The sequence below is a fragment of the Cryobacterium frigoriphilum genome, from assembly GCF_004403305.1.
GTDB classification, from domain to species: domain Bacteria; phylum Actinomycetota; class Actinomycetes; order Actinomycetales; family Microbacteriaceae; genus Cryobacterium; species Cryobacterium frigoriphilum.
Genome location: NZ_SOHE01000090.1, coordinates 1 through 22,165, shown reverse-complemented (window position 1 = coordinate 22,165; position 22,165 = coordinate 1). Strand labels below are relative to the sequence as shown.

Here is a 22,165-nt window from a genome sequence, read left to right as displayed (position 1 = left end):
TTAGAAACCGAAGTCGAAACCGACGGCGAAGGCGAAGATCGCGTTGACCGCGCCGAGCCCGGCGGCGACGGCGAGGATCTTGAGAATCCATTCGCCGGACCAGGACTGGAACCGTTCGGAACCGCCACCTTTGGAGATCACTCCCACGAAGGCGATGATCAGCATGATCAAAACGAAGATCAGCGCTCCCGCCAAAATGAACGAGCCGATGTTAGTCAGACCGGAGATGAAAGGGGCGTTCCAGTCGGGGGTGATGTCGGGGACATCCACCGCGGAGGGGACTCCGCTGAACGCGGTCCAGAGAGGGAGGTGCAAGGTGTGCCTTTCAGTTGGTGCGATGGGTCAGAACGTGAGACCGCGCTCGAGGAAAAATGGGACGGGATTGACGCGCTGCCCGTCGATGCGTGTTTCAAAGTGCAGGTGGCAGCCGGTTGATTGGCCGGTGGTGCCTTCTTTCGCGATCACGTCGCCCACCGCGACCGGGTCGCCGGGCGCCACCGTCGCGCTCCCCTGTGTGAGGTGGGCGTACAGGGATTGAAAGCCGCCCGGATGGTCGATCATGATGCGAAAGCCGTAGGTGCCCTCGTCGCCGACCTGTGAGACGGTTCCGGAGCTAGCAACGAAGATGGGCTCGCCGCATCCGCTTGCCAGATCCATGCCCCAATGCACGGTGGAACAGTACGCACAGGGCGCGTCGCGGGGCCCGAAACTGTCGGTGATCGTGTAGCCGGCCACCGGCAATGTCCACCCATCGCTCGCAATAGGCGGGGGCACGCCGGCCGCGGGTGGGACGGGCGACACCGACCCCAACGTGGCCGCCATCGCGACGGGCAGCCCAATCGTCGCCACCAGGGGCGCACTGATGAGCAGTAGCAGGAAGAGCGCTGCCTTGAGAATGCGCCGCGGCCCCAGCACTTTGACTGCGATAGCGAGGGGCGCGGCCATGGTTACTTTCGCGCTTCGGGGAAGAAGCGGATGAGCTTGCAGTCGGCCGGAAACTGTCCGGAGTCGGCGGCGGGGGTCGAGCTTCCGCAGTTGACCTGCACGCTGACGGTGTAGCGCTCCTCGTAGCTGACGTCGCCCTGGCCCGTGTAGGTCGCGAGAATGTCCGTGGTGACGAGGTGGTAGCCATCGGCGATCAGGACGTCCAAGGATCCCGGCTGCGGGCTTAGGTGGTCGTAGTCGACCAAGACATCACCGTCCACGGCGGCGGTCACGGCGATATTGCTCGCGGCCTGGGCATCCCACGTGGACGCAGGAACGACGACCCGACGGTTGAGTTCGTCAAGCTTGCCGTCGAGGGCATCCTGTTGGTCGGCGTCCAGATCGTAGCGCGGGTCGAGGGTATGCCAGGTCGCGAGGTTGTCACGGAATTGATTTCGGGTGGCGAGCGTGGTGTCATACGTCGATCCGGCGATCGCGGCGGCGACCCCGTAGTCGCGCGCGTCAGTGGTGATCGGCTCGGGCGACCAGCCCAATTCGGCAACGGATGCGTCAACCACGGACCCGGGTTCTGCCGGCTCCTGCGTGCTTGGCGGTGTCGCGGCCGGTGCTGGCTGTGACTGGTTGCCCTCATCCGGCTGCGACAGGAGAGCCCCCACCAAGCCGACGACGCTCACCAGTACGGTGGCACCTGCTGCGCTGATCAAGATCGTTTTGCGTACTTTGCGCTGATGGTCCGTCAGCGGGACGCGCCCTCGTTGTGCCATGTCAGTGCCTCCAGGTCGAGGGCGGCAGCGCCGAGCAACGATCCGAGACTCCCCCGTAATTGCTGGTCGCTCCCGCTCTTCTATTTACGTAGGCGGGTTGGCGTAACCCGTTTAGGGGTACTGTATCGGCTGCCACTGTCGCTCCCGTGGGGCGAGTCGGCGCGGGCCGTGGCTGACGCACTCGATGCGTAGCCTCACGGTGTGACCTCACTGCGCCTCCCTCGTTCGCTCAATATGTGAAAGTATACTGCCATATTATGAGAGCTTAGCGAGTGAGGTCAATGACCTCACGGCTGGCGCACAGATGTTGCGTCGCCGTGGGCCACAATGGACAGGTGGATCCCGTCAATCAATCGTCAGCTCCCGAATGGAGCAGTGACATGACGGCGATCGAGCAGATTTTCGGGAATCGCGCCCGCAACGACATCATTCGAGTGCTGGCGGCGGAAGACCAGATGACCTATGGAGATCTCCGCGACCGTGTCGGCATCCGTGACAGCACTCTGCACCGTCACTTGCGGGCGCTAGAAGAATACGGCGTCATCATCGCCGACCTCCCACCCGGACAGCGCCAGGGGCGTGGCGTGCGGTACTCGATCCACCGCTCCCGAGTGGAAGCCCTTGGGCAAGCATGGATGCGTTACCTCTTCGGTAAGGGCGCCGAGGAGCCTGCGTCTAGTCGCGATCACCGCACTTCGTAACCTTCAGAAAATGGTTGGTCCAGATAGAAAAATGAGCTTTACCAGCGCTTCCAGGGCTACGGGCTTCTCTTAGGCGTATCGCCCGTTAGGTTTTGCATCAAGAATCTGATGGATGAATTGCCCTCGCGACTGGCCCGGTGCGGTGAACTGTTCCCAGACGTCTGCGGGGCATGCTCCGTACCACCACTGAACACCGCCCGTGGGGAATTCAACATAGATCGTCTCGGCGTTAGGGTCGTAACCCTCGGCCACAATGCGTGTCGACGCTACGGGCTGCCATTCGAAGGTCATTCTCGCTCCTGTGCATAGATTCCGCGCCATCTGGCGAGGGAAGTTTGTACATCCCGTGTACCGATACCTGTTTGCCAAGAATCCAACGAGGGATCTTCAGCCATGGGAAGAGGGTCGGGGCGATCCAGGAGAGCTCGCGTTGGGAGAACCAGGGCCTCTCCGCTGATGAGTGCTTCACCCGTTCGTAGTGAGGGGAGCGTTTCTGCCAAACCGGTGACACTGTCAGGAAGTGCAGTGCGAATTTTGCTCTGGTCTGAGCTGTTAGTCAGACGCAGCGCAATGATCGTCCCGCATTGCGCCAAGGCGGTGTCGGGTAGGTCAGAAGGGCGTTGCGTGACCAGCATCAGTCCGACGCCGTACTTGCGGCCTTCACGGGCAATTTTGTTCGCTGCTTCCCGAGCGATGGGAGCTGCGTCTTCGCCTATGTAACGATGAGCCTCCTCAAGCACGATCAAAACAGGGCAGGGACGCCCGATCCCTTCCGTGCCGCTTGGTGTGCGTATGGCGATGTCGAAGATGAGCTTGAGGATGACGCCGATTGCAAGTTCGGCTGCATCGTCTGGGACGCCATTGAAATCCAGAACGGACACCGGTTTTGTGCCCCCGAGCCATGAATCGACAGCTCCGACCAATGGATCCGGACCTTCCGCAGTACCTGCGGGCTCCAGCAAGAAGGCTAGGCGAGGATCCAGCAAGCCGAGACGTAACAGTTCGGGGGTGCTCCCGTGGACGCCAAACTGTGGATTCTGCATGGGAGGTCGTCCACCGGGGCCGTGGGGCGTGTACACATTCGGGGTTAGAGTCTGAGCATTGCCTTCCTTTTCCAAGCACACTGACGAGGGGTTGGGCTTGTCCTGTCTGGTCTCCCGGTTCTCAGAATCGAGCCGTAGCCACACTTCCCGAATATCGAACGGCACCGGCGTGTCCGCAGTCACGGCGCTGGGATCTAGCTTCAGCCACGACGCAGTCGACACAAACGTGCGTCTCGCGTCCGCTACATAAGACACCCAGGACTTTTGCGTTGTCGGGCCTCCAGCAGACCCGGCAAACGCGCGCAAAATGTCTGCCGCGGGGAGAGCCCAGTAGGGAACGTGGAGTCGTGTCGCCCCAGTGCCCAGAACTGACCGCACGGATGCGTAATCCGACAAGGCGTGGCCGTACTCACCGTGACTATCGATTACGACAATGTTCGCTGCTGGCCAGTGCCCTCTTGCGAAACTCTGAAGCAGGGAAGCGACAACGCTTGTTTTTCCCGAACCTGTCGAACCGACAACAGCCGAGTGTCTAACAACGAGCTTGTTTACGTCTAGCGCGACGGGCACCGCTTGGGACGAGGATAGACGGCCGACCCTGATGTGAGTCGTGGAAGGGTGCGGGTACACCGCTTCTAATTCTTCCGTTCGTGCAAAATGCACTGGGTCGTCGAGCCCCGGGTACGAACCAACGCCGCGTCTGAACTGCCGCGTGCCCCGATCCACTTCGCCTAGCAGCTGTATTTGCAGCCATCTCTCGCCAACCCGTGACACTTCGTGGGGGCCGGGGCCAGGCGTCAGCTCCGAAATGCCCACAAGTGTGACTGTCGCGATCAGGTCTACCATGCCTTGCGGGAGTCGAACCAGCGATCCGATCTGGCCTATCTGCTGTAGGTGCCCTCTATAGATCGGGGCAATCCCGGCCAGACCTGGATCCAGTTCCACTGTGACTTGCGAGCCGAGCACATGTCGTACGCGCCCTACATACGTTTCATCTTTAGTTCTCAATGGATACGCCGCCAGAGTGCACCAAAGCCGGGCCCGAGGAACTCCTCGCTAGGAACGTCGTCAGCGCCGCGAAGTCTCCAAGGTTACATCGGTTGTTTTCCCAGATATCCGCCGGCAAAGTCGTTTCCTTTTCTGGGCCGGACCATGGTGCGCGTATCCCGCCAATGATTGCCTCCTGTTGGGTTATGACCTGAAGATTGGGAGCCGTTAGGGCTTTCTCAGCAAGAGACGGCGGTATCTCGGCAAAGCAAAATGCCACAACCTCCGACCGCGGTCGACGAGCCACAGCATCGAAGATGAGCTCGTTTAGATGCTCGTCTGCCCAGGCGTAACCTGAAACGAGAAATAGTGTTTCTGGCTCGTTCAAAGCGCGACGCATGCGATCTTGGAGGACGACGAAAGGCATCCGTCGGGATTCTTCATACTTAGCATCCGACGGGAAAATGGCCGCCAGTGCGCCCGCAGGGATTACAGAGCCGAGCCTCAAGACTTGAGAGATTGAAGCGTCCGTGTCCCAGGTCCAGTTCACGGATCCATGAAGTTTCCAAAGGCGTGCGTAAAAAGATGGGAGCCACACGTCGGAATCGTCGGAGGTGGCTTCAACCATGTCCGTCCGGAAACGGGCCTTTAGCGTGCCGATAAAGCCATCGAAATAGGGGACACCTTGCGACTCAAGAGCCTGTTCGAGCAGCGTGTCGTAATTAACGGTGAAAAGCTCGACCGGTTTAGCGTAGTCCGCCCGCGCAACCCAAGCTGCCAATCGGCCGACCGGCTCTAAGTCCGCTTTTACGTTGGTCAGTTCATCGATGATGATCCGACAGATCGAGGCATCTAGGTCTATGGCCTGAGCGCCATTTAGACCATCCACGACATCGTCAACTTCTACTACAGCTTGAATCCTTCTCAGGCGGGTAAGGGCCTGTTCGAGGTTGCGTGTCGAGGTAATGCGCTTGAACGCAATTAGCTGGGAGCCCTCAAGTCGACTTAGTATCCGTGACTGCAGGGTGGCCACGTCGGGCAGTCCGCAGGCTTTCGACGTTCCGGCACCCAAGAAAGCGCACACGTGTCGAGATCGAGTCGCAAGTTTGGCGCTCAGACCGCCTGCGAACAGGGCAACGTCATGGGTGATCATTACCCTGACGATATCCAATTTTATCGATCGCGTTATTTACTTGTTGAAACTCCGAGAGCGAGAACAGCGGGGTGCTCCCGGTACTAATAGGGCCAGCGCAGGCGCTTTCCCGCCCTGCGCTGGGGACTAACGATTGGGACCGGACCCAACGAGTTTCGTCTGCGGATAGCAGCGACCATCTCGACAGTGGAGAGCTTGTGCCGAGCGCCACCTATTGCAAACTGCGCGAGAGCCTTACTGAAAGGAGACGGTGTAGCCATCCGGAGAAGGTGGTCTCCCAGAGCTCGGGGCTTCTGTTCCATTCGAGGGTGTGCGGAGCTTTGGGCAGCTCGACGAGTTCGACCAGCCCCTCGTGGGCATCCGCGAACGCCCGCGACAGGGCGATCGGAATAGATCGGTCGCCGGAACTGTGCAGTACCAGCGTTGGGACGTTGAGGTCGGAGCCGTTGTTGATCCAGTCGAGGTCGGAGAGGCGTACCTGCTCCTGGAGGCCGGTTGCCCGCCGCCACGAGGGGCTTCCGAGCGCACACAGCGCCAGGCGGGTCACGGGTGCCGGCACGCGCGCTCGACGGCCGGCGGCGAGGACCGTCGACCGCCAATCCGTGACCGGGGCGATGAGGCACAGCCCGGCGATTCGCTCCCGATGCGGGGATGACCGGGTGAGCTGTAGCGCGATCATCGCGCCCATTGACCAGCCGACCAGGACGACATTCTCGGCTCCGTGGGCCACGGCGTAGTCGAGGGCCGCGTCCACATCGCGCCACTCGGTCTGGCCCAGCATCGATTTTCTATCGCGCGAGCTCGGGGCCTCGTGGTCGTTCCGGTACGAGACCACGAGCGACGTGAGGCCGGCACGGTGGGCGACCGGAACGCCGCGCAGCGGGCCCGCCCGGGTCGCGCCCTGCCCGTGGATGTGGATCGCCCACGTCGAGGACGGGGGCCAGTCCGTGGGGGCGTCGAAGTGGTAAGCCGGTGCGGGACCGAGCGCGGTCGGGACGGTGACGGCGGTGAACGGTAGTCCGACATCCGCTGCCTGAGATGGCACGACACCGCTCCACCGCGCCGATTGGCCTGCTCGCAGCGGAGTGCCGCGCGAGCGGATTACCTCGCGCGTGACGAGGGATGCACGGTCATCGACGGCGATGACCCGCCCGAGCTGCGCGTAGCTGCGGCCGGAGTCGAACCAGATCGCGTAGTGGCCGGGCGCACGGGTTGCCTCGTTCAAGGGCAGGGTCACGGTGCGAGGTGCGGAGACATCGTCGACCGCGATCACGCGGAGGGGTTCGCGCCTCGACGCATCCGTTCCCACGATCTGTTTGACGACGGCCAGGCTCGCAACAGCGATGCCGGCGACGGCGAGAGCGCCCGCGGCCAGGACGTAGCCGAATTTCACGCGGATGCGCTCTGCGCGCCGATGTGCGTCTCGGTCGCCGTGAGCAACGCGAGATCCTCATCGGTGAGCCGATCGCGAACGCTTGGGTCAAACAGGAGAGCGTCACGGATCTCGACCAACGTGCGGTGCACAACGGTGTCCACGTCGCGCGACGCCATGCCTGGGGTGTGTCGGTGAGTCTCGTCACCCAACTCGACGTGTTGGGCAGACACGTCGTTCCAGATGCGAGTGAGGTCAGGGAGAACGCCGCGCAGTTTGCGCCGGTCTATCCGTTTGGTGACCCAGCCCAGAATCGGAGGGAGGGACAACCCCAGGCAGAGCAGCAGGAAAGCGGCCAGGTTCAGCACGTCGTATGCACTCGCAAACAGTGCCAGTAGCGACATCGCCCCGAAGACATGCGCGAGATCCATGCCTACGACGCTGAGCACGGTGAGGACGGCGGCGCCACAGCCGGCGCCAATGATACGGAATCCGAGTCGACGAGCTGGGGTACTCATACGTCCGGCAAAGCGCAGGCAGATCGTTCCCGTCAGGGCGACGACGATGCCCAAATAGGTGAACTGGATCAGGGAGTAGGCGGCAGCTGCGGGTTGGTTGCCGAAGTCCTGCATGAACGATCCCGAGGTCTGGGGCGCATCGATGAAAACAAACATCATCACCATGAGGCAGGCCGTGACGATGGCACCGCCGCGAAACGGCCGATCGGTCGCGCAAGCGCGGCTCGGTGATGATGCACGCAATATCGCTCGCGAAAGGAAGTAGACGCCCACCAGGAGTAAAAGATTAGCGGGCAGGTCCGCATAGTTACGGCCCCCGAGGAGCCCGTCTGCCGCGAAGTACACCGCGTCGATGTTCAGGGTCAGCGAGACAGCAATCATGATGGCGGCGTAGAGGATGCTCTGATCAGTGCGTCGGCGGGTACCGATCGCCAGCGCGCCCACGAGAACCCAGAGGGCCAGGGCGATGATCAGTTGCATTATCCGAAGACTCCTTCAAAGCCCTCGGGCTCTTTGGTGCTGGTGCGAATGGCGCTGGTCAGGAGGTCGGCCAGCGCTTCGGCGGCCAATTCGAACTCGTCGCGAAAATCGGAACGGCCGAATGCGCTCACCGGGCCATCCGCTTCGAGCAAGACACCGTGCAGGGTCGGGCCGGCGACCTCGTCGTGGCGCAAAATCATATGGGACAGCTCGTGGCAGACGATTTGCTGCCGGTGGTGTTCCGAATCGGTTTCGGCGTGGAAGATCAGATCGTCATTTTCGCGGGGCAGCCAGAGCCCGCAGATTTCGGTTCCGTTCAGCAGTGGCGAGGTCGTGATGGAGATATGCGTATTTCTCGACGCCTCGACGAGGGACACGATGCTTAGGATCGAGACTCGCGTGGGGAGGGCCAATGCCGAGAATGCGGCAGCGGCTCGTTCTCGAGGGCTGAGACGATTCCCGGAATCCGAGTCGTCAGTTCTTTTTTTCATTGGCCGGTCCATCGATCACCTGGTTCAGAATCTCGGTGATCGCTCGCAGGGTGGGTGGTGACACCTCGCCCAGCGTCCGTGCCGCAAAGGTTCTTACCTTTGCGGCGCGCATGGCCGCAATTAGTTCGTTGACTGCTGCGATTCGATCGGGTTCGACGGCATCTGGACCGCCGAGAAGATAGTCCGCGCTGACCTCAAAGTACCCAGCCAAGCCCCGCAAAAGGGCTTCGTCGGTGACCAGGTACCCGGTCCCACTGAGCATGTACGACCACCGGGCGCGGGACAGGCTTACCCCGCGGTCGCCAAGGGCGGTGGCGATCTCCCGGTAGGTCAGAGGCTGACCCCGTTCAGCGGCAACGGCATCCAGCAGCAAGTTGAGCTTGCTCGCCAGGGTACGCCTAGCTTTCTCGTCCGCGCCTGCCGGCCCGTCGGGGTGCTGTTCAGTCAATCTGGCCTCTCGCTTGTCGGTGCAATCTACAGGGTCGACCCGTCAAGTCCGTGGGCGCCGTAATGTGCACAGTCAATTTTAGCCCAGCTGGACATGCCTAGCTAGACGTGCCTAGAGTGTTAGGCATGCCCAGCACTTCGAAGACCCTGGAGAGTGACGAGCGCATGATCGAACCCATCGCCCAGCGATCGGTCGCGAACATCGTTCGATCCTTGGCACTCAAGGGCCCGCTGACGTGTGCTGAACTGACCTCGGAGACTCGCACCAGTGAGGATGCGGTGCGCCGTGATCTCACCATGCTCACCCACTCCGACTTCGTCGCTGAGGTTACCGGTGTTCCTGGTCTGGAGGCTCGGTACGCTCTGAACGACGCCGCACTAGCCGCTGCGACCACCGGGCACGTCGACTGCATATTGGGACGCTGACGGATGCTATCTCCCGCCACGATGCCGGCATCCCCGTACCCGAAGGGGGCTGAAACTGGCTGCATCAGGCCTTTCCTTGCGACACGCCGACCCGATTGCAGAGTTTCTGATTCAGGGTACCGATATGGTCGGGGCATGCCACCTAAAAGAACTTACGGCGGGCGCAAAAGCAAGGGCGATCGTCAACCACTGCTGTCCCGTGTTCCGTCACCAATCGCGGATGCAGTCCGCGATTGCGCTGACGAGCGAGGAATGACTCTAAGCGACTACATCGCTTCGGTCCTCGCGCGAGATGTCGGCTTGTCCGCGCTCGTGCCCCAGGCATCCATTCACCATAACGAGGAGTTGCCGATCACCAAGGTCGCCTAAAACGAAAGAGCCCGCCGCTTTCGCGACGGGCTCTTGCAAGTTTCGTAGCTCAAACCCCTTCTGCTTCCCGGCGTAAAGGTTCGAGCTAATCAGATTCAACAGCCCTCACGGGAGGTTTCTCTATGCCACAGAGCATAGCGCACTTAGAGCTCAATGCACCCAAAGCGGTGTCTGGCGTGTCTACTACCCGGCGGACACCCACAACTGAGTGGACCCCCTGGGACCTGACGCGCCGTCTGAGTCCGCGCGACCAGGTGCGGGTGATGAAGCGTGATGCGTACGGTCGTTTGGACGAGAACAGTTACCCTCTCATTTACCGGGTCGGACCGACCGCTCCTACGACGCCGTGGCTTGTGCGGATGGCTGATGAGGGCGGTATTTTCCGTCTTCTGTGTTTTGACTTCGATGGCAAGGAAGCCGGCGTGGTCTCTCCTGATCTGATGGAACGCGCCGTGGACGACTGTGATGCTCTGTCGGGGATTCTTGATCGGCTCGGGATCGCGCATGTGGTTTGCCAGTCTTCGGGAACGGGGGGCCGTCATATCTGGGTTGCCCTGCAGGGGGGCGCTTCTGCTGGCACGGTGTCTGCTCTGGCCGGTGCTGCGCATGCCAACTACGCGACCTTGGACCACGGGATGCTCTGCAACCCTCGGGAGGGTGGGGCACGGCCGCCGTTGGCCCCGCACCGTGATGGCAGCAGTTCGACGGTCCTCCGCGGCCAACTGGCGGGGCTGCTCGCCCCGTCGGCCACGAGCAGCGACCTGACGGCTTTGACGGGTGTCCTCGACGCGGCACGGCCGGCGCCTCGGCCGGCCGATACGAAACCGTCTGGCCCTATCGATATCCGTTACAGCGCTCCTCGCCCCCTCAGCACGTGGGGCCGGGGCCATATGGCCACAGTCAACGGCGGTAGTAACGCGAGCTGGACGGGCTTCATGTGCCTGCTCGCGGCCGCGTCGGCCGGGTGGACCCTGGCCGAGGTCGAAAAGGAGTCCCTTACGGCGCCGGGGATGGAGCATTACCGGACCAAGAACACCAGCCGCCGGACCCGCAAACCGCGCAGCCCGGCAGAGGCCCGAGCGCGTCTGGAACGGCAGTGGGCCAAGGCCCAGCAGTATTCGGCGCTGCACGCGCCCCTGACCACGTCGCAGGCCCCGTCCGACTTCACCGACCTGGGCATCATCGTCGACACCGTTGAGGACCTCCTCACCCGGTTCCGGGTCTCGCCCGGCCGGTGGGGCCAAAGCGAAACGGCCATATCCCAGTGCAGCATCCTGACCGCGGTGGCCTACCTGAGCTTGCAGACCGGGAAACGCACCGTCGCGGCCTCCATTCGGGATCTGGCCCTGATGGTCGGCCTCAGCCGCGACACCGCCCGACGGGCACTGACGGCCCTCGCGGCGGACGGGTTCCTCGTCCGAGTCGCCCTAGCCGAGGGCGGCAACGCCGCCGAATGGGGGCTAATCCCGAAGTTTTCCACAGCCCCTCGTACGGTTGCGTCACAACCCTTAGATAACCCCCGCCCCCCCTCTGAACTCTTCAATCTGCGAACGTCGTTGGTGACCACGCTGGAACGCCAGCTCACCGACGGCCGCCATGACCTCTTCACCCGCCCCGGCCTCGGACATCTCGCCGGCAGGACCTACGCCCTCCTGGCTCAACACTCCTCCCTCAGGATCGATACGGCCGCTCGGCTACTGGGCGTGAGTACCCGTCATACCGCCACGATCCTCAGCCGCCTCCGCACTTACCGCCTGATCGTCAAACACACCAATGGGTGGGCTCGGGCGAAACAGGACTTCCGCGACAAGGCCGCGCGCATCGTGGGTGTTGCTGGTCTTCTCGTGGATCGAGCACGCCGGTATCAGGCGGAACGGGATGTGTGGGCGTGGTGGCAAGCCGAAGTCACCACCATGAACGCTGGTCCCAGGCGTCGTCCCAAGGGGGTGCATGTGTCGAGCAGGCCGCTGTTTCGGGATACCAATGCTCCGGGTGAACGGGTTTGGCCCCGTTACCCGCGCTCGAGTACCCAACGCGGCGATCACCGCTCCGCCCGCGAGCTCGTGGACCTGGGCCTGCTGGACCCAGACAACCGCTGGCAATACCTCGGCGACGCCGCTTAATCCCTGTCGGTTGGCTCTTTGGGGACGTGGGCGTCGACTGGACAGCCCACCAGTATTTCGGATGAAGTGGCCAACCCCGAGGACACCGAGAAGACCGACGAGGTTTGATAGTCGGGATCAGACCAACGGGCCAGTCCCCCTGGCACGACGGACATTCCCGGCTCCGAGATGGAGGCTGGAACTACGTTCCTGGCCACCCGATGTGAGCTCTTGCCCGCCCTCGCACCCCCGGACGTCAGCCAAAGCGGACCTGAAGCTAGGTAAGAGTGCCTTCGGGCGTGTTGCGTGAAGTCTTTGGGGCAGCCTTGCCAGTTTTCGTCACGTTGGTACTTGCCTTCGCTGGCTGCGTCTCTGCCCTGTCGGCGCGTGTGCGCTGCTCACGGGCATCCTGTCTTGCCTCCGCGAGTTCAGTCCGCAGCTGGGTCAGCTGTTGCCCCTGAGCCAGCCGCAGATCAGCGACGCGCTGGTCGCCGTGAGCCGTTTCTCGTTCGGCATCAGCTCGGGCCGCGTCGCGCTCGACCGTGACAGTGGCGACATGGCTGCGGAGGGCGCTGGTTTCTTCTCTGAGTTCGTCGCGTTGTGCACGAGCTTTCTCGAGCTCCTCCCGAACACCGACCGCGTTGGCTTCGGCTCGGTGTGCGCGCTCGGCTTCCGTATTTGCGCGGTCAACGGCTCCGCGGGCCCGCTCATCGGCTTCCGCTCGTGCCGTGGCCGAAGCCTCAGCACGCGCCACTGCGGCCTCGCGGGCCTGTTCCGTTTCGGCGAGTCGTGTTTGACTGAATGTGAGCTGCTCACGCAGCTCGTCGAGGTCGGCCTGAGCCTTCAGATCGCGGGTCTCCCCCGCGGTTCGGGTCTCAGCGAGTTCAGCGGCGACCTGGTTCAAGACCTCCCCCTGAGTCTCGAGCTGCTCGATGGCCCCATCGAGACTCGCCTTCTGCTGGTCGGCAAACTCTGAAGCCTCCACGGCAGCAGCGTCGGCCTCAACCCGTTCGGATTCTGCCTTGCGTTGGGCCTGTTCAGCCCGGCTCGCTCGAGCGGATGCGGCCGCCACCTGTTCCGCAGCATCCGCAGTGACGGACTCGATCTGTGCCTCGGCGGCATCGGGGTCGGCCACGGTTCGCAGCTCCTCGACCAGAGCATTGAGCTGCACACCGAGGTGCTCGACCATTCCGGCGACCTGGCCGCGGATCTCGCTTGCGCGTTGGCGCGCAGCGTCGACCGGGCGCTTGTCGTCGTCGAGGTTGCGGGTGGGTTCGGCGGTGAGCTTGCGTCGGGCGCGCCATGCCGCGGCCCGATTGTGTCCGTCGTCATCGCAATATTCGGGTGGCCGGCCGGTGCCAGCTTCGGCGGCGATCGCTGGGCGGTTGCAGCTCGGGAATCGGCACGTGCGCTGTTCGGTCTGCGTCTGCTCCTGGTCGCTCATAGCGTCAGTGTAACAGAATGAAATACTAAACAACAGAACGTAACTGAATACGAAACGAAACTAAACCTTTTATAGCAATACGGATAGTACATGTTATAGCACTATGTATTGCAGCACTGAAGATTGGATGCAAAGCCATACGTAAGGCGATTCGGTGAGCTATGCTGGTAGCAATCGTTATTGCAGTTTGCACAATAAGGGAGTCCACTATGGCTATTGCACGCACTGTCGCTGTTGAGCAGGGCAAGGGCGGAGTCGGAAAGACCAGCCTCGTGGCCAACGTCGGCGGCCTGGCTGCGGCAGCGGGCGTGCGTACCCTGATCGTGGACCTCGACCCCCAGGGCAACATCGCACGGGACCTCGGCTTCGCGCCGTCCGACGGGCAGGAACTCTTCAACGCCTTCGCGACCGGGGGCAGCCTGCCCGTACTCAAAGACGTCCGGCCCAACCTCGATGTCGTGCCCGGAGGCCCGGCAGTCGGCGACATCGCCGGCCTGAACTTTTCATGGCAGCAGCGAGGCGCCGGCGACTTCGGAGTTCAGCTCGAGCGCACGCTGGGTGCAATCGCGGGGGAGTACGACCTGATCCTGCTCGACACGCCTCCAGGAGACCGAGTGATTGCCGAGGGCGCCCTGGCCGTGGCGACATCCGTTGTCATTCCGACGAGGTCTGACGAAGCCAGCATCGACGGTGTCGCCCGAGTCGCGGAACGGTTCCAAAACGTCGCCGCGCGCAACCCGCAGCTGCGCCTCGCGGGTGTCGTTCTCTTCGCGGTTGGGTCTCGTTCCGTTCGCCTCGAGAGGGATGTGCGCGCGGCACTGACGGATCTGCTCGGTGGGGTCGCGCCCGTTTTCGAGACTCGCATTCGTCACCTCGACAGCGCCGCCGTCGACGCGCGCAGCCGGGGGCTGTTGATTCACGAGCTGGAGCAAGCTGCACGGGATGACCGCACGGCTAGGCTTACCGCGCTCAAGGCGAAGGAGAAGCCGGCCGATGGATTGTTCGTGCGCGATGCGAGCGGTCTGGCGGAGGACTACGAGAACCTGACCCGTGAGATTCTCACGGCGCTGAGTCAGATCCAGGACGAGGTCGTGACCGCATGAACGCCGGCATGATCAAACGCTCCAGCGTTGGCACCAGCTTTGCGACCCCTAAGACCGGCGGGGCCGAGCCCAAGAATCGCGCTGCAGGCCTGGCGGGGCTTCTGTCGCCGCGCCCACCGGCATCCGCAGTGCCAGCGCTTTCGGTTGCGGTTGCATCTGAACCGGAAGCAGCTAATACTCCAACCGTGGCGCCTGTGCCGCAGTCTGCGACCGTCACTCGGCCCGTCACCTCCAGCGCAAGCGGGGGAGGGGTCGCCACCATTGGTGTCTACCTGGCCCCGCTAACGCTTGAACGCGCTCGTGAGGCCTCGCTGGCGCGGCGCATCACTTATACCGACCTGCTCGTGGAGGCCTTCGACTTCGTGACGGATGCCCAGCTCGCTGCGGAATTCGTCCCAATCGAGCCGCTCGTCCAAGGCAAGGCAATGCCGACCCGTGCGCGCCGTCGACGGGGAACCGCGGGTATTCAGATGAATCTCCGTCTCAGCAATGAACAGCGTGAGTGGCTCGATACCAAGGTTCGGGCTCTTGGAGCGCCTTCAAGATCAGCCTTGGTCGCTGAGGCTCTTCGACTGCACCTGAACGGATCAGGCCGATGAAGCGAATAAGGTCGCGGGCGATTTAAAGCCCCACAGCTGGAACATCAAGCCCCGCTCAAACCCTCAGACAATGTGCGTCGCCAACGACTGGACAACACGGCCATGATGCCGGTCGAGTTTGGCCACCCAAGGCGAATCAGACTCGTTGCCGTCAAAAGAACGTTGTACGGGCCGGTAGCGTTTCTAAGATGGCGCACCTAGACAACCTCGTGGAACGAATCTCGGACCCGACGCTGCGCGCGCAGATCGCCGCTGAGGTAGCCAAGCTCGTTGAACGCAAGGACTTCGGTCTGGTCTTCCAACGCCACCTTCCCGAGGATCTCGAAGTGCCCAGTGTGCGCCCCCGCCGCGGCGATACTGTTCGCATCCGCCAGGCCGAGACGAAGCAAAACTATGTGGTGCTTTCGACACGAGCCCGTGAGGCTTCGATCATCGCTGTTGACGCGGCCAAACAGACGGTTGAGGGTAGCTATACGGAGCGGCATGATTTCGACGGGCTCGTGGTCGTGAAGGATTTCAACGTGCCCATTTACCCGGGCCTACAGCAGCTTGGCGAGATCAAGCGCGGGGGTGAGAAACCGGCGCATCTGGTCATCGAGGGCGAAAACTACTATGCCCTTGAAATGCTCCTGTATACGAATGAGAGCAAGGTCGATGTGATTTATGTCGACCCCCCCTATAACACCGGCGCTGACGACTGGATTTACAATGACCGATTCGTTTCCAAAACTGACGCGTACCGCCACTCCAAGTGGTTGTCGTTCATGGAGCGCAGGCTCATTCATGCCAAGCGGTTGTTGAAGGACACCGGGGTTGTTATCGTCGCGATCGGAGACGATGAGCATCATCGGTTGCGGATGCTAATGGACCAGGTGTTCGGTGCCAACAACTTCATTGCTAACGTGACCTGGCAGGGCGGCGGATCCGCACTCGCGCGGCACCACGCGGGCGGGACGGACTACATGTTGGTCTACGGGCAGAACGCCGAAAAGGTCGGGAAGTTCCTTGACCCGAAGCCCTTTGCGACAGACATGCTGAGGCTCGTTCAGGAAACGCTGAGTCACGGCTCGACGGCCGAGCAAGCCCAGGTCGCACTTCGCGCGTTCATCAAAGCGAACAGTAAGTCCATGTCCGAGGGGCTCACTCGATTCAACAACATCGATCCGTCGGGGATGATTTACGAAACGGCCGACTTGACTAACCGGCTGTACCGGCCGAATCTTAGGTACACGGTCACCGATCCAGAGAGCGGGCGGGTTTATGATCCGCCCGAGAATGGATGGACCGTCAAGAAAGGGTTGATGGACGAATTCGTCAGCGCCGGACTGATCGCATTCGGACAGCGCCCCCGCAAGAAGAAATCGCTCGACGAATACATCTACGAGATGCCGGTTCCGACTTTCGTCCACTCGCGCAATGCGGCTAATGCACATCTGGAGCGTGTGCTCGGAGATAAGCGGTTCCCATTCCCGAAGGATCACGAAGTCATCATGCGGTGGCTTCGGATGGCTGGCCGAAAGGATGCCGTCATCCTGGACTTCTTCGGTGGCTCCGGCACCACTACTGAGGCGGTCATACGACTGAACGCGGAGGATGGCGGGATGCGCCAGTCGATTCTGGTGACCAACAACGAGGTGGCGGCCAAGGTGGCGGCGAAGCTGCGCAGCTCCGGGTATTTCCCCGGCGACCCGGAGTGGGAGGCAGAAGGCGTGTTCCAAAAGGTGACCCGGCCGCGCATCGAAACGGTCGTGACGGGTGTCCGACCGGATGGATCCACGTATTCGGAAGGGCTCGATGAGAACGTTACGTTTCAGAAGCTGACGTACGAGGACGCGAACCTAGTAGCGCTTGGACGGAAGTTCGATGCGGTCGCACCGCTCCTGTGGATGAAAGCCGGCGCTCTCGGACCTGTTGTCCGGCGCGACGGCGACAACGCGTGGGCGCTGCCGGGCGATGCGGTCTACGGCATCCTCTTCGACACAGCCCATGCCAAGACGTTCGCCGATTTTGTCGCTGAGCACTTGATGCCGATCCGTCACGTGTACGTGGTCACTGACTCCGAGAGTGCCTTTCAGACAGCCGTGGCATATCTACCGGCGGAGCAGCGCATCAGCACGACCAGACTGTATTCGGACTATCTGCACTCCTTCGAGATCAATGGGAAGGGCTGACGGATGAAGTTCCAGCTTCTCGACTTCCAGCGGTCCGCTGCGGAATTGTTGATTTCCGAGATCAAGAAGGCCCAGGTTCGCTACGATAACGATCCCGAGCTCCTTGGAGCTGTCGTTCTTGAAGCCGCGACGGGTGCCGGGAAGACGGTTATAGCAACTTCTGTCATCGAGCAGTTAATCTTCGGCTCTGATGCGACGGAGCCCGTGGAAGGCACGACGATCTTGTGGGTGACGAATGACCCCTCATTGAACGCGCAGACCGCCCGAAAGATGCAAGAGGCGAGCGAGAAGATCAGCGACATTCGGTTCATCGGACAGGGCGTCTCCTTCGATGAAGAGTCGTTCGAGCCCGGAGCGGTCTACTTCTTGAATACTCAGGCTGCCTCGGTCTCGGCGCGCATCACGAAGCGTTCCGACACGCAGACGTGGACGATCTGGGACACGATTGCAAACACGGTCAAGAAGCTCGCCAGCCGGTTCTTGGTTGTCGTTGACGAGGCGCATCACGGCGTCACCGAGAAGCCGGGTGGATCGCGGACCGTAGTAAACAAGATCGTCAATGGCGACAAACCGATTCCTGTCTTCATAGGGATCTCTGCCACCGCAGATCGGCTCAACAAGGCACTCGAACAGCAGAATCGCTTCAAGAAGAACGTTGTCGTGCCCATCGATGATGTGCGCGAGTCCGGCCTCGTCAAGGATCGCATCGTGCTCGCGCCGGCCGCCAAGCAGAGCGAAGTGATCGCGGACACGACGTTCGTGCGCCTCGGTGTGCAGAAGACCCTCGAATTCGAGAAGAAATGGGCAACCTACGCGGAGCAGCAGGGCGAACCGGCAGTAAAGCCTGCGCTCGTCGTGCAGCTGCCCGACCGGAAAGCCGATGACGAGGACTTCCGCGGACTCCTCCGCTCCGTAGTCGATGCGGTCACCGAGGAGTGGCCCGGACTAATCACCGGCCATATCGTTCACACCTTCGCCGAGCACACCGCAATCGACCTCGGATCGGGTCGAGCTGTTCGCTACATGCCGCCACAGGACATCCAGGACGCCACCGAAGTCCGCGTGATTCTGGCAAAGAACGCAATCACCACCGGGTGGGACTGCCCGCGTGCTGAGGTACTCGTGTCGCTGCGTGCTTCCACTGACTACACGCCGATTGCGCAGCTCATTGGCCGCATCGTCCGTCAGCCGCTCGCGCGCCGCATTGCGTCTGACGAGACTCTCAACCGGGTGCACGCATTCCTGCCCAGGTTCGACCGAAATACGGTCATGGACGTCGTCAAGCAGTTCGCGGGAGGCGAGGCTGGAGCTTCGGCCGAAGTGGTCCGAATCACCCTTGACTATCAGGCGCCCGCGGAGATGCAACCGGCGCTCAACGTGCTTGCCGAACTGCCGTCCTATCTCGTGCCCGCTCAGGCATCGTCGCCGGAAACTCGCCGACTGCACGCGCTGGCCACGCTGCTCGACAACGATGGCATCCGTCCGGGAGCTTACGGCCAGGCGACTGCCTACCTGAACGGGAAGCTGGACGACGAAGCGGACAAGCTCACCATCGGTGGCGAACTCGAGGAGAAGCGGAGCGCGGTATCGAGCGCTTCCGTCTACGAACTCCTCACCTCGTTGGACGGGTTAGTTGTTGACGGCGAACGTAGCCTTGTCGGCACTCGCTTGGATGCGAAGAACATCGACGATGTCTTCAAGAGGGCTGGCCGCAGCCTCAAGGACGGCACTGCGGAGGCGTACTGGAGCTATCTCGTCGACAAGGAGCCGGACGAAGACCCCATCGAGGCTAAGGTGACCGTAGCGGCGCTCGCACTGACCGACCAAGTTGTCTCCAACGTCGAGAGGACCGCAGCGTCGCTTACGACGGACTGGTTCAAAGCCCATGCGAAGGCTATCTCGAACCTCCCGGAAGCCGACCGAGCCCGGTACACGAGACTGCAGGCGGAATCAAAAGGTCCGACGCAGCGGCTGGGTATTACTATCAAGGGCACTATCGAAGACGCGGTCTCCGTCGCGACCAGCACCGAGCTCTCCGACAACGAACTCCGCCAGCAGATCGGCAGCGACTTGGCTAACCGCTGGGTCAAGCACCTCTACCAAGATGCTTCCGACAGTAAGTACTGGAAGAAGCCCTTTCAGACTGACGGGCTTGAGCGGCAGGTGCTTGAGACTGAGACGAACGAGCCTGGTTTCTTCGCCTGGTATCGCAATCCGACTGGCGGGGACCGCGCCCTCTGCATCCCATATGTCGACTCCGGTACCAGCAGATGGGCGAAGCTCTTTCCTGATTTCGTGTTCTTCTACGAAGTCACCGGCCAGATCAAGGCGTCGATCATCGACCCGCACGGCATCCAACTCGAGGACTGGGCGGACAAACTCCGCGGGTACGTCGACTACGCCGACAGGCATGCGTCGGAGTTCCGCGCTATCGCGCCGCTGACGCAGATCGACGACAAGATGTTGTTCCTTGCTATTCACGATGCCTCTACGCGTGAAAAAGTGCGAGGAGCCCTCAAAACGGGCGAGAGCGTCGAGGCGATCTTCCGCGCGCACGCCATTGAGTATTAGTTCAGGGCGCTTATGTGCAGCCCGTGGAATTCCGTCGCCTGGCCGCTCCATCGGCTAGCTTCGCGTGAGCAGAATGTGAATTGGTTTCCGCGTCGACGATGAGTAGCCACAGCGGGCTTCTACTTGGCTAACAGATCTCGTAGCCTCCGCGCGCCACGATCTGAGACGCCCTGAGACATCGCATAGGCGGCAGCGTCGTCGGGGGACAAGCGCCGCGTCCTCACGTGATCGAGTAGGTGAGAGCGAGCGTGATTTTTCTCGTGAGATCCAGTCCAGCCATTGTTTCCTCCAAAGAAGATTGCGGAATCGAGATCGTGCCTGACGTCTTCCGATATTTCGCTTGCAGATGCTGAGCCGTCGAGCAAGTTGATGGCTCCCGCTCCTGCGGCCCACTCGGCGAGAGGAAAGCTGTCCGTCTCCACGACGGCTAGTGAGTACCCCCGCGCGAGTTCCATCGCGTACTTCAATGTCTTCTCGACCGGGACATAAGCTAGTACTGGACCACGGTCAAAGCGCTCCTTGCCAAGTGGAGCGGCGTGCCCTCCACGACGAGCGATATCGTCGAGGACCGGCATGAAGGTGCCAGATTTAAGGGTGTTGGTTACAAGGAGAGGGGTGACACCCTCCGTTTCGCTCCGCTCCCAGATCCAGTCCGCCGCCAGTGAAGCAGCTTCATCCCAGGGACGATGCGAATCGTCGTCAGGCACCCAAGCGGCAGCCTGGAGGTGGGTCTTCGGATGTAGGTCAGTCAATGTCTGCCTCTGCGTTCTCGATCTGCGCGCGCCAGACGTCGAGTATGTCGTCGCGGAAGCCGCCACCGTGTTTTGTCTGAATGGCCCGCCCGGCGGCAACTCGGGCGGCGTAGTCGGCGAGCTCGCGGGCGTCAGAGATCGACGCGCCGTTGCCGACGAGGAACTCGACCAGCAGCTTCGGCTCAATGGTGATGCCCGCGCGTTTGAAAGCGCGGAACGCATCCACGGCCTTGTTCTTACCCGGATAGGAGCCGAAGCCGTTGCCTCGGACGTAGGGCTCTATGAGGTAGCGCATACCGACCTCTACCACGGGACTGAGCACACTCTCGAGCGGCTTCAGTGTCTCGCGTGTCACGAGATCGACGGCGTGATGCTTGCGTAGCCAGCCCATCTCTGCAGCGTCCTCGCTCCAGGTCACCACGAGCGTGGACAGTTTTCCTGTCATGTGCTGGTCAGAGGAATCGAGCACTTCATCGGTCGGCCACAAGATCACTAGCGGACCCCCGCCATGGGAGTAGAAGTGGGTGCCCTTTTGCGCGGCGACCCGCTTCAGGAAGGGGGAGATCTCATAGAGGTCGTAGAGGACCGACTTCTGGTGAACGACTATCCTTGCCGTCGTCTGCTTGCCCCCGATCCATGCGGTGATCAGCTGGGCAAGCTCGGCGTGAGTCCCCTGGTCTTCGCGGAGCAGGAAGTGTACCCCGGGCCGAATCGGCTGCTCTGGCATCTGGATACCTTTCGTCACGCCAATTGTTGCAGCACCCTCCGACATCGGCGGCACGCGTCTCACATCCGATGGGCTTGCACCGGACAGGACGACCCCGCGATCCCTTCTTGCTGCGGCATCATCGCTATATTCTCATTTATGCGCGCCTAACTGATAAAGTCGTGTCCATGAGGGAGGAGCGCGAATGACTGAACCCGATGAGCTGCGGCCGGAGGCGGTGCTGATTGGCTATGCTCGCGTCTCTTTGGTGGAGCAGGATTTCGAGGCGCAGGTCAACAGGCTGAACCAGCTGGGCGTCGACCCCGCCCGGATCTACACTGATTACGGTTTCTCTGGCGAGGCCATGACGCGGGATGGCCTGGCGAGGGCATTGGGTGCCTGCAGGCCGGGGGATACCCTCGTGGTCCCGTCAATCGATCGGCTCGCGAGCAATGCCCTGGGTGTGGTGGATATTGTCAAGGACTTGGGCGAGCGAAGAGTCCTCCTCAACGTTGACGGTGACCTGTATGACCCGCTCGATCCCATGGCAGCAATGTTCTATCGGATGCTCACGGCCGTCGCTGAGGCCGAGAGCGGTTGGAACAGTCTCCGCACTCGAGAAGCCATGGCCCGCCCCGGCGTGCGGGAGAAACTGCAGGGCCGGCGGCCACGGCTCAGCCCGGCGCAGGACGCGGAGCTGGCTGCTCAATTCACCGACCCCAAGGTCGACGTTCTGGCGATCGCTGCGCAGTTCGGGATGTCCCGCAGCAGCGTTTACCGCGTGCGTGACCGGCATCGGAAACGCGAGAGTGCGACTCCGATCGTCGAGTCAACGTGATCTGGGCATGTCCAGCGGGTGGTGCCAATGACCTGTTAACCTCGAAACAGACCCATTCGAGGTACAGGGGAGTGACAGATGGCCGGCAAAGTCATATGGTCGTAGCAACGCTTCAGGAGATGGAGCGTTTCATGCCTAAGTTGTTTCCCGCTAACACCCGTACTGAGTTCGTTGATCTGATCT

General features: G+C 61.8%; 19 protein-coding genes and 1 pseudogene. 7 read left to right on the top strand and 13 right to left on the bottom strand.

Annotated elements, in window-relative coordinates; genetic code table 11:
• The 3 genes from E3T55_RS19680 to E3T55_RS19670 are packed head-to-tail and all read right to left on the bottom strand — an operon-like array spanning position 1 to position 1,649.
• Positions 1-315, bottom strand: a complete 315-nt coding sequence (locus E3T55_RS19680) for a hypothetical protein (protein WP_134521275.1) — start codon at positions 313-315, stop codon at positions 1-3.
• Between the two features lie 27 nt (positions 316-342).
• On the bottom strand, positions 343-945 hold the full coding sequence (locus E3T55_RS19675) for a M23 family metallopeptidase (RefSeq protein ID WP_134521273.1): 603 nt from the start codon (positions 943-945) through the stop codon (positions 343-345).
• A gap of 2 nt (positions 946-947) precedes the next feature.
• The gene (locus E3T55_RS19670; protein ID WP_134521271.1) at positions 948-1,649 is read right to left on the bottom strand and encodes a hypothetical protein; all 702 of its coding nucleotides are present in this window, start codon (positions 1,647-1,649) and stop codon (positions 948-950) included.
• A gap of 395 nt (positions 1,650-2,044) precedes the next feature.
• Between E3T55_RS19670 and E3T55_RS19665 the strand changes: the two genes are divergently transcribed.
• Positions 2,045-2,410 (top strand): ArsR/SmtB family transcription factor, encoded by a 366-nt coding sequence (locus E3T55_RS19665; RefSeq protein WP_166791854.1) that lies wholly within the window; start codon positions 2,045-2,047, stop codon positions 2,408-2,410.
• Positions 2,411-2,697: 287 nt separating this feature from the next.
• Here the strand turns inward: E3T55_RS19665 and E3T55_RS21105 are convergent, their stop codons facing one another.
• The 7 genes and pseudogenes from E3T55_RS21105 to E3T55_RS19630 form a co-directional block, all read right to left on the bottom strand.
• Positions 2,698-3,453: an ATP-binding protein gene (locus E3T55_RS21105; RefSeq protein WP_338145135.1), complete on the bottom strand. Its 756-nt coding sequence runs from the start codon at positions 3,451-3,453 to the stop codon at positions 2,698-2,700.
• A 111-nt stretch (positions 3,454-3,564) separates the two neighbouring features.
• Positions 3,565-4,299: pseudogene (locus E3T55_RS21250) on the bottom strand (ATP-binding protein); the annotation flags it as partial.
• Between the two features lie 151 nt (positions 4,300-4,450).
• Positions 4,451-5,473 carry an SIR2 family protein gene (locus E3T55_RS19650; RefSeq protein ID WP_198418614.1) on the bottom strand — a complete coding sequence of 341 codons (1,023 nt, stop codon included), beginning with the start codon at positions 5,471-5,473 and terminating at the stop codon, positions 4,451-4,453.
• A gap of 331 nt (positions 5,474-5,804) precedes the next feature.
• Positions 5,805-6,986, bottom strand: a complete 1,182-nt coding sequence (locus E3T55_RS19645; protein WP_166791853.1) for an alpha/beta hydrolase family protein — start codon at positions 6,984-6,986, stop codon at positions 5,805-5,807.
• On the bottom strand, positions 6,983-7,963 hold the full coding sequence (locus E3T55_RS19640; protein ID WP_134521261.1) for a hypothetical protein: 981 nt from the start codon (positions 7,961-7,963) through the stop codon (positions 6,983-6,985). The genes E3T55_RS19645 and E3T55_RS19640 overlap by 4 nt, the downstream gene beginning before the upstream one ends.
• Complete coding sequence (locus tag E3T55_RS19635; protein WP_134521259.1) at positions 7,963-8,376, bottom strand: ImmA/IrrE family metallo-endopeptidase; 414 nt, start codon at positions 8,374-8,376, stop codon at positions 7,963-7,965. The genes E3T55_RS19640 and E3T55_RS19635 overlap by 1 nt, the downstream gene beginning before the upstream one ends.
• A gap of 61 nt (positions 8,377-8,437) precedes the next feature.
• Positions 8,438-8,902, bottom strand: a complete 465-nt coding sequence (locus E3T55_RS19630; protein ID WP_134521257.1) for a hypothetical protein — start codon at positions 8,900-8,902, stop codon at positions 8,438-8,440.
• Positions 8,903-9,027: 125 nt separating this feature from the next.
• Between E3T55_RS19630 and E3T55_RS19625 the strand changes: the two genes are divergently transcribed.
• A complete protein-coding gene (locus E3T55_RS19625) occupies positions 9,028-9,327 on the top strand; it encodes a hypothetical protein (protein ID WP_134521256.1) in 300 nt (99 codons plus the stop codon).
• Positions 9,328-10,055: 728 nt separating this feature from the next.
• Positions 10,056-11,819, top strand: coding sequence for a bifunctional DNA primase/polymerase (locus tag E3T55_RS19620; RefSeq protein WP_241993167.1), 1,764 nt, complete (start codon positions 10,056-10,058; stop codon positions 11,817-11,819).
• 256 nt (positions 11,820-12,075) lie between these two features.
• Here E3T55_RS19620 and E3T55_RS19615 read toward each other — a convergent pair whose 3' ends face one another.
• Positions 12,076-13,242 (bottom strand): coiled-coil domain-containing protein, encoded by a 1,167-nt coding sequence (locus tag E3T55_RS19615; protein WP_174775496.1) that lies wholly within the window; start codon positions 13,240-13,242, stop codon positions 12,076-12,078.
• A 209-nt stretch (positions 13,243-13,451) separates the two neighbouring features.
• On the opposite strand from E3T55_RS19615, the gene E3T55_RS19610 reads away from it, so the two are divergent.
• From E3T55_RS19610 to E3T55_RS19600, 3 genes are all read left to right on the top strand, one after another.
• Positions 13,452-14,345 (top strand): ParA family protein, encoded by an 894-nt coding sequence (locus tag E3T55_RS19610; protein ID WP_119972342.1) that lies wholly within the window; start codon positions 13,452-13,454, stop codon positions 14,343-14,345.
• Between the two features lie 808 nt (positions 14,346-15,153).
• Positions 15,154-17,115 (top strand): site-specific DNA-methyltransferase, encoded by a 1,962-nt coding sequence (locus tag E3T55_RS19605; RefSeq protein WP_166791852.1) that lies wholly within the window; start codon positions 15,154-15,156, stop codon positions 17,113-17,115.
• 3 nt (positions 17,116-17,118) lie between these two features.
• Complete coding sequence (locus E3T55_RS19600; RefSeq protein ID WP_134521250.1) at positions 17,119-19,686, top strand: DEAD/DEAH box helicase; 2,568 nt, start codon at positions 17,119-17,121, stop codon at positions 19,684-19,686.
• 119 nt (positions 19,687-19,805) lie between these two features.
• Here E3T55_RS19600 and E3T55_RS19595 read toward each other — a convergent pair whose 3' ends face one another.
• On the bottom strand, positions 19,806-20,393 hold the full coding sequence (locus E3T55_RS19595; RefSeq protein ID WP_134521248.1) for a hypothetical protein: 588 nt from the start codon (positions 20,391-20,393) through the stop codon (positions 19,806-19,808).
• Between the two features lie 37 nt (positions 20,394-20,430).
• Entirely contained in the window at positions 20,431-21,165 is a 735-nt protein-coding gene (locus E3T55_RS19590) for a hypothetical protein (RefSeq protein WP_166791851.1), read from the bottom strand.
• 184 nt (positions 21,166-21,349) lie between these two features.
• Between E3T55_RS19590 and E3T55_RS19585 the strand changes: the two genes are divergently transcribed.
• Positions 21,350-21,982 (top strand): recombinase family protein, encoded by a 633-nt coding sequence (locus tag E3T55_RS19585; protein ID WP_134521244.1) that lies wholly within the window; start codon positions 21,350-21,352, stop codon positions 21,980-21,982.
• Positions 21,983-22,165 lie beyond the last annotated feature (183 nt).

What these genes read in the sequence shown, in the direction of transcription:
- E3T55_RS19610 (WP_119972342.1), top strand. Translation starts at nt 13,452, where the DNA reads ATGGCTATTGCACGCACTGTCGCTGTTGAGCAGGGCAAGGGCGGAGTC.
- E3T55_RS19600 (WP_134521250.1), top strand. Translation starts at nt 17,119, where the DNA reads ATGAAGTTCCAGCTTCTCGACTTCCAGCGGTCCGCTGCGGAATTGTTG.
- E3T55_RS19615 (WP_174775496.1), bottom strand. Translation starts at nt 13,242, where the DNA reads ATGAGCGACCAGGAGCAGACGCAGACCGAACAGCGCACGTGCCGATTC.
- E3T55_RS21105 (WP_338145135.1), bottom strand. Translation starts at nt 3,453, where the DNA reads ATGCAGAATCCACAGTTTGGCGTCCACGGGAGCACCCCCGAACTGTTA.
- E3T55_RS19585 (WP_134521244.1), top strand. Translation starts at nt 21,350, where the DNA reads ATGACTGAACCCGATGAGCTGCGGCCGGAGGCGGTGCTGATTGGCTAT.
- E3T55_RS19620 (WP_241993167.1), top strand. Translation starts at nt 10,056, where the DNA reads ATGGCTGATGAGGGCGGTATTTTCCGTCTTCTGTGTTTTGACTTCGAT.
- E3T55_RS19640 (WP_134521261.1), bottom strand. Translation starts at nt 7,963, where the DNA reads ATGCAACTGATCATCGCCCTGGCCCTCTGGGTTCTCGTGGGCGCGCTG.
- E3T55_RS19590 (WP_166791851.1), bottom strand. Translation starts at nt 21,165, where the DNA reads ATGCCAGAGCAGCCGATTCGGCCCGGGGTACACTTCCTGCTCCGCGAA.
- E3T55_RS19625 (WP_134521256.1), top strand. Translation starts at nt 9,028, where the DNA reads ATGCCCAGCACTTCGAAGACCCTGGAGAGTGACGAGCGCATGATCGAA.
- E3T55_RS19675 (WP_134521273.1), bottom strand. Translation starts at nt 945, where the DNA reads ATGGCCGCGCCCCTCGCTATCGCAGTCAAAGTGCTGGGGCCGCGGCGC.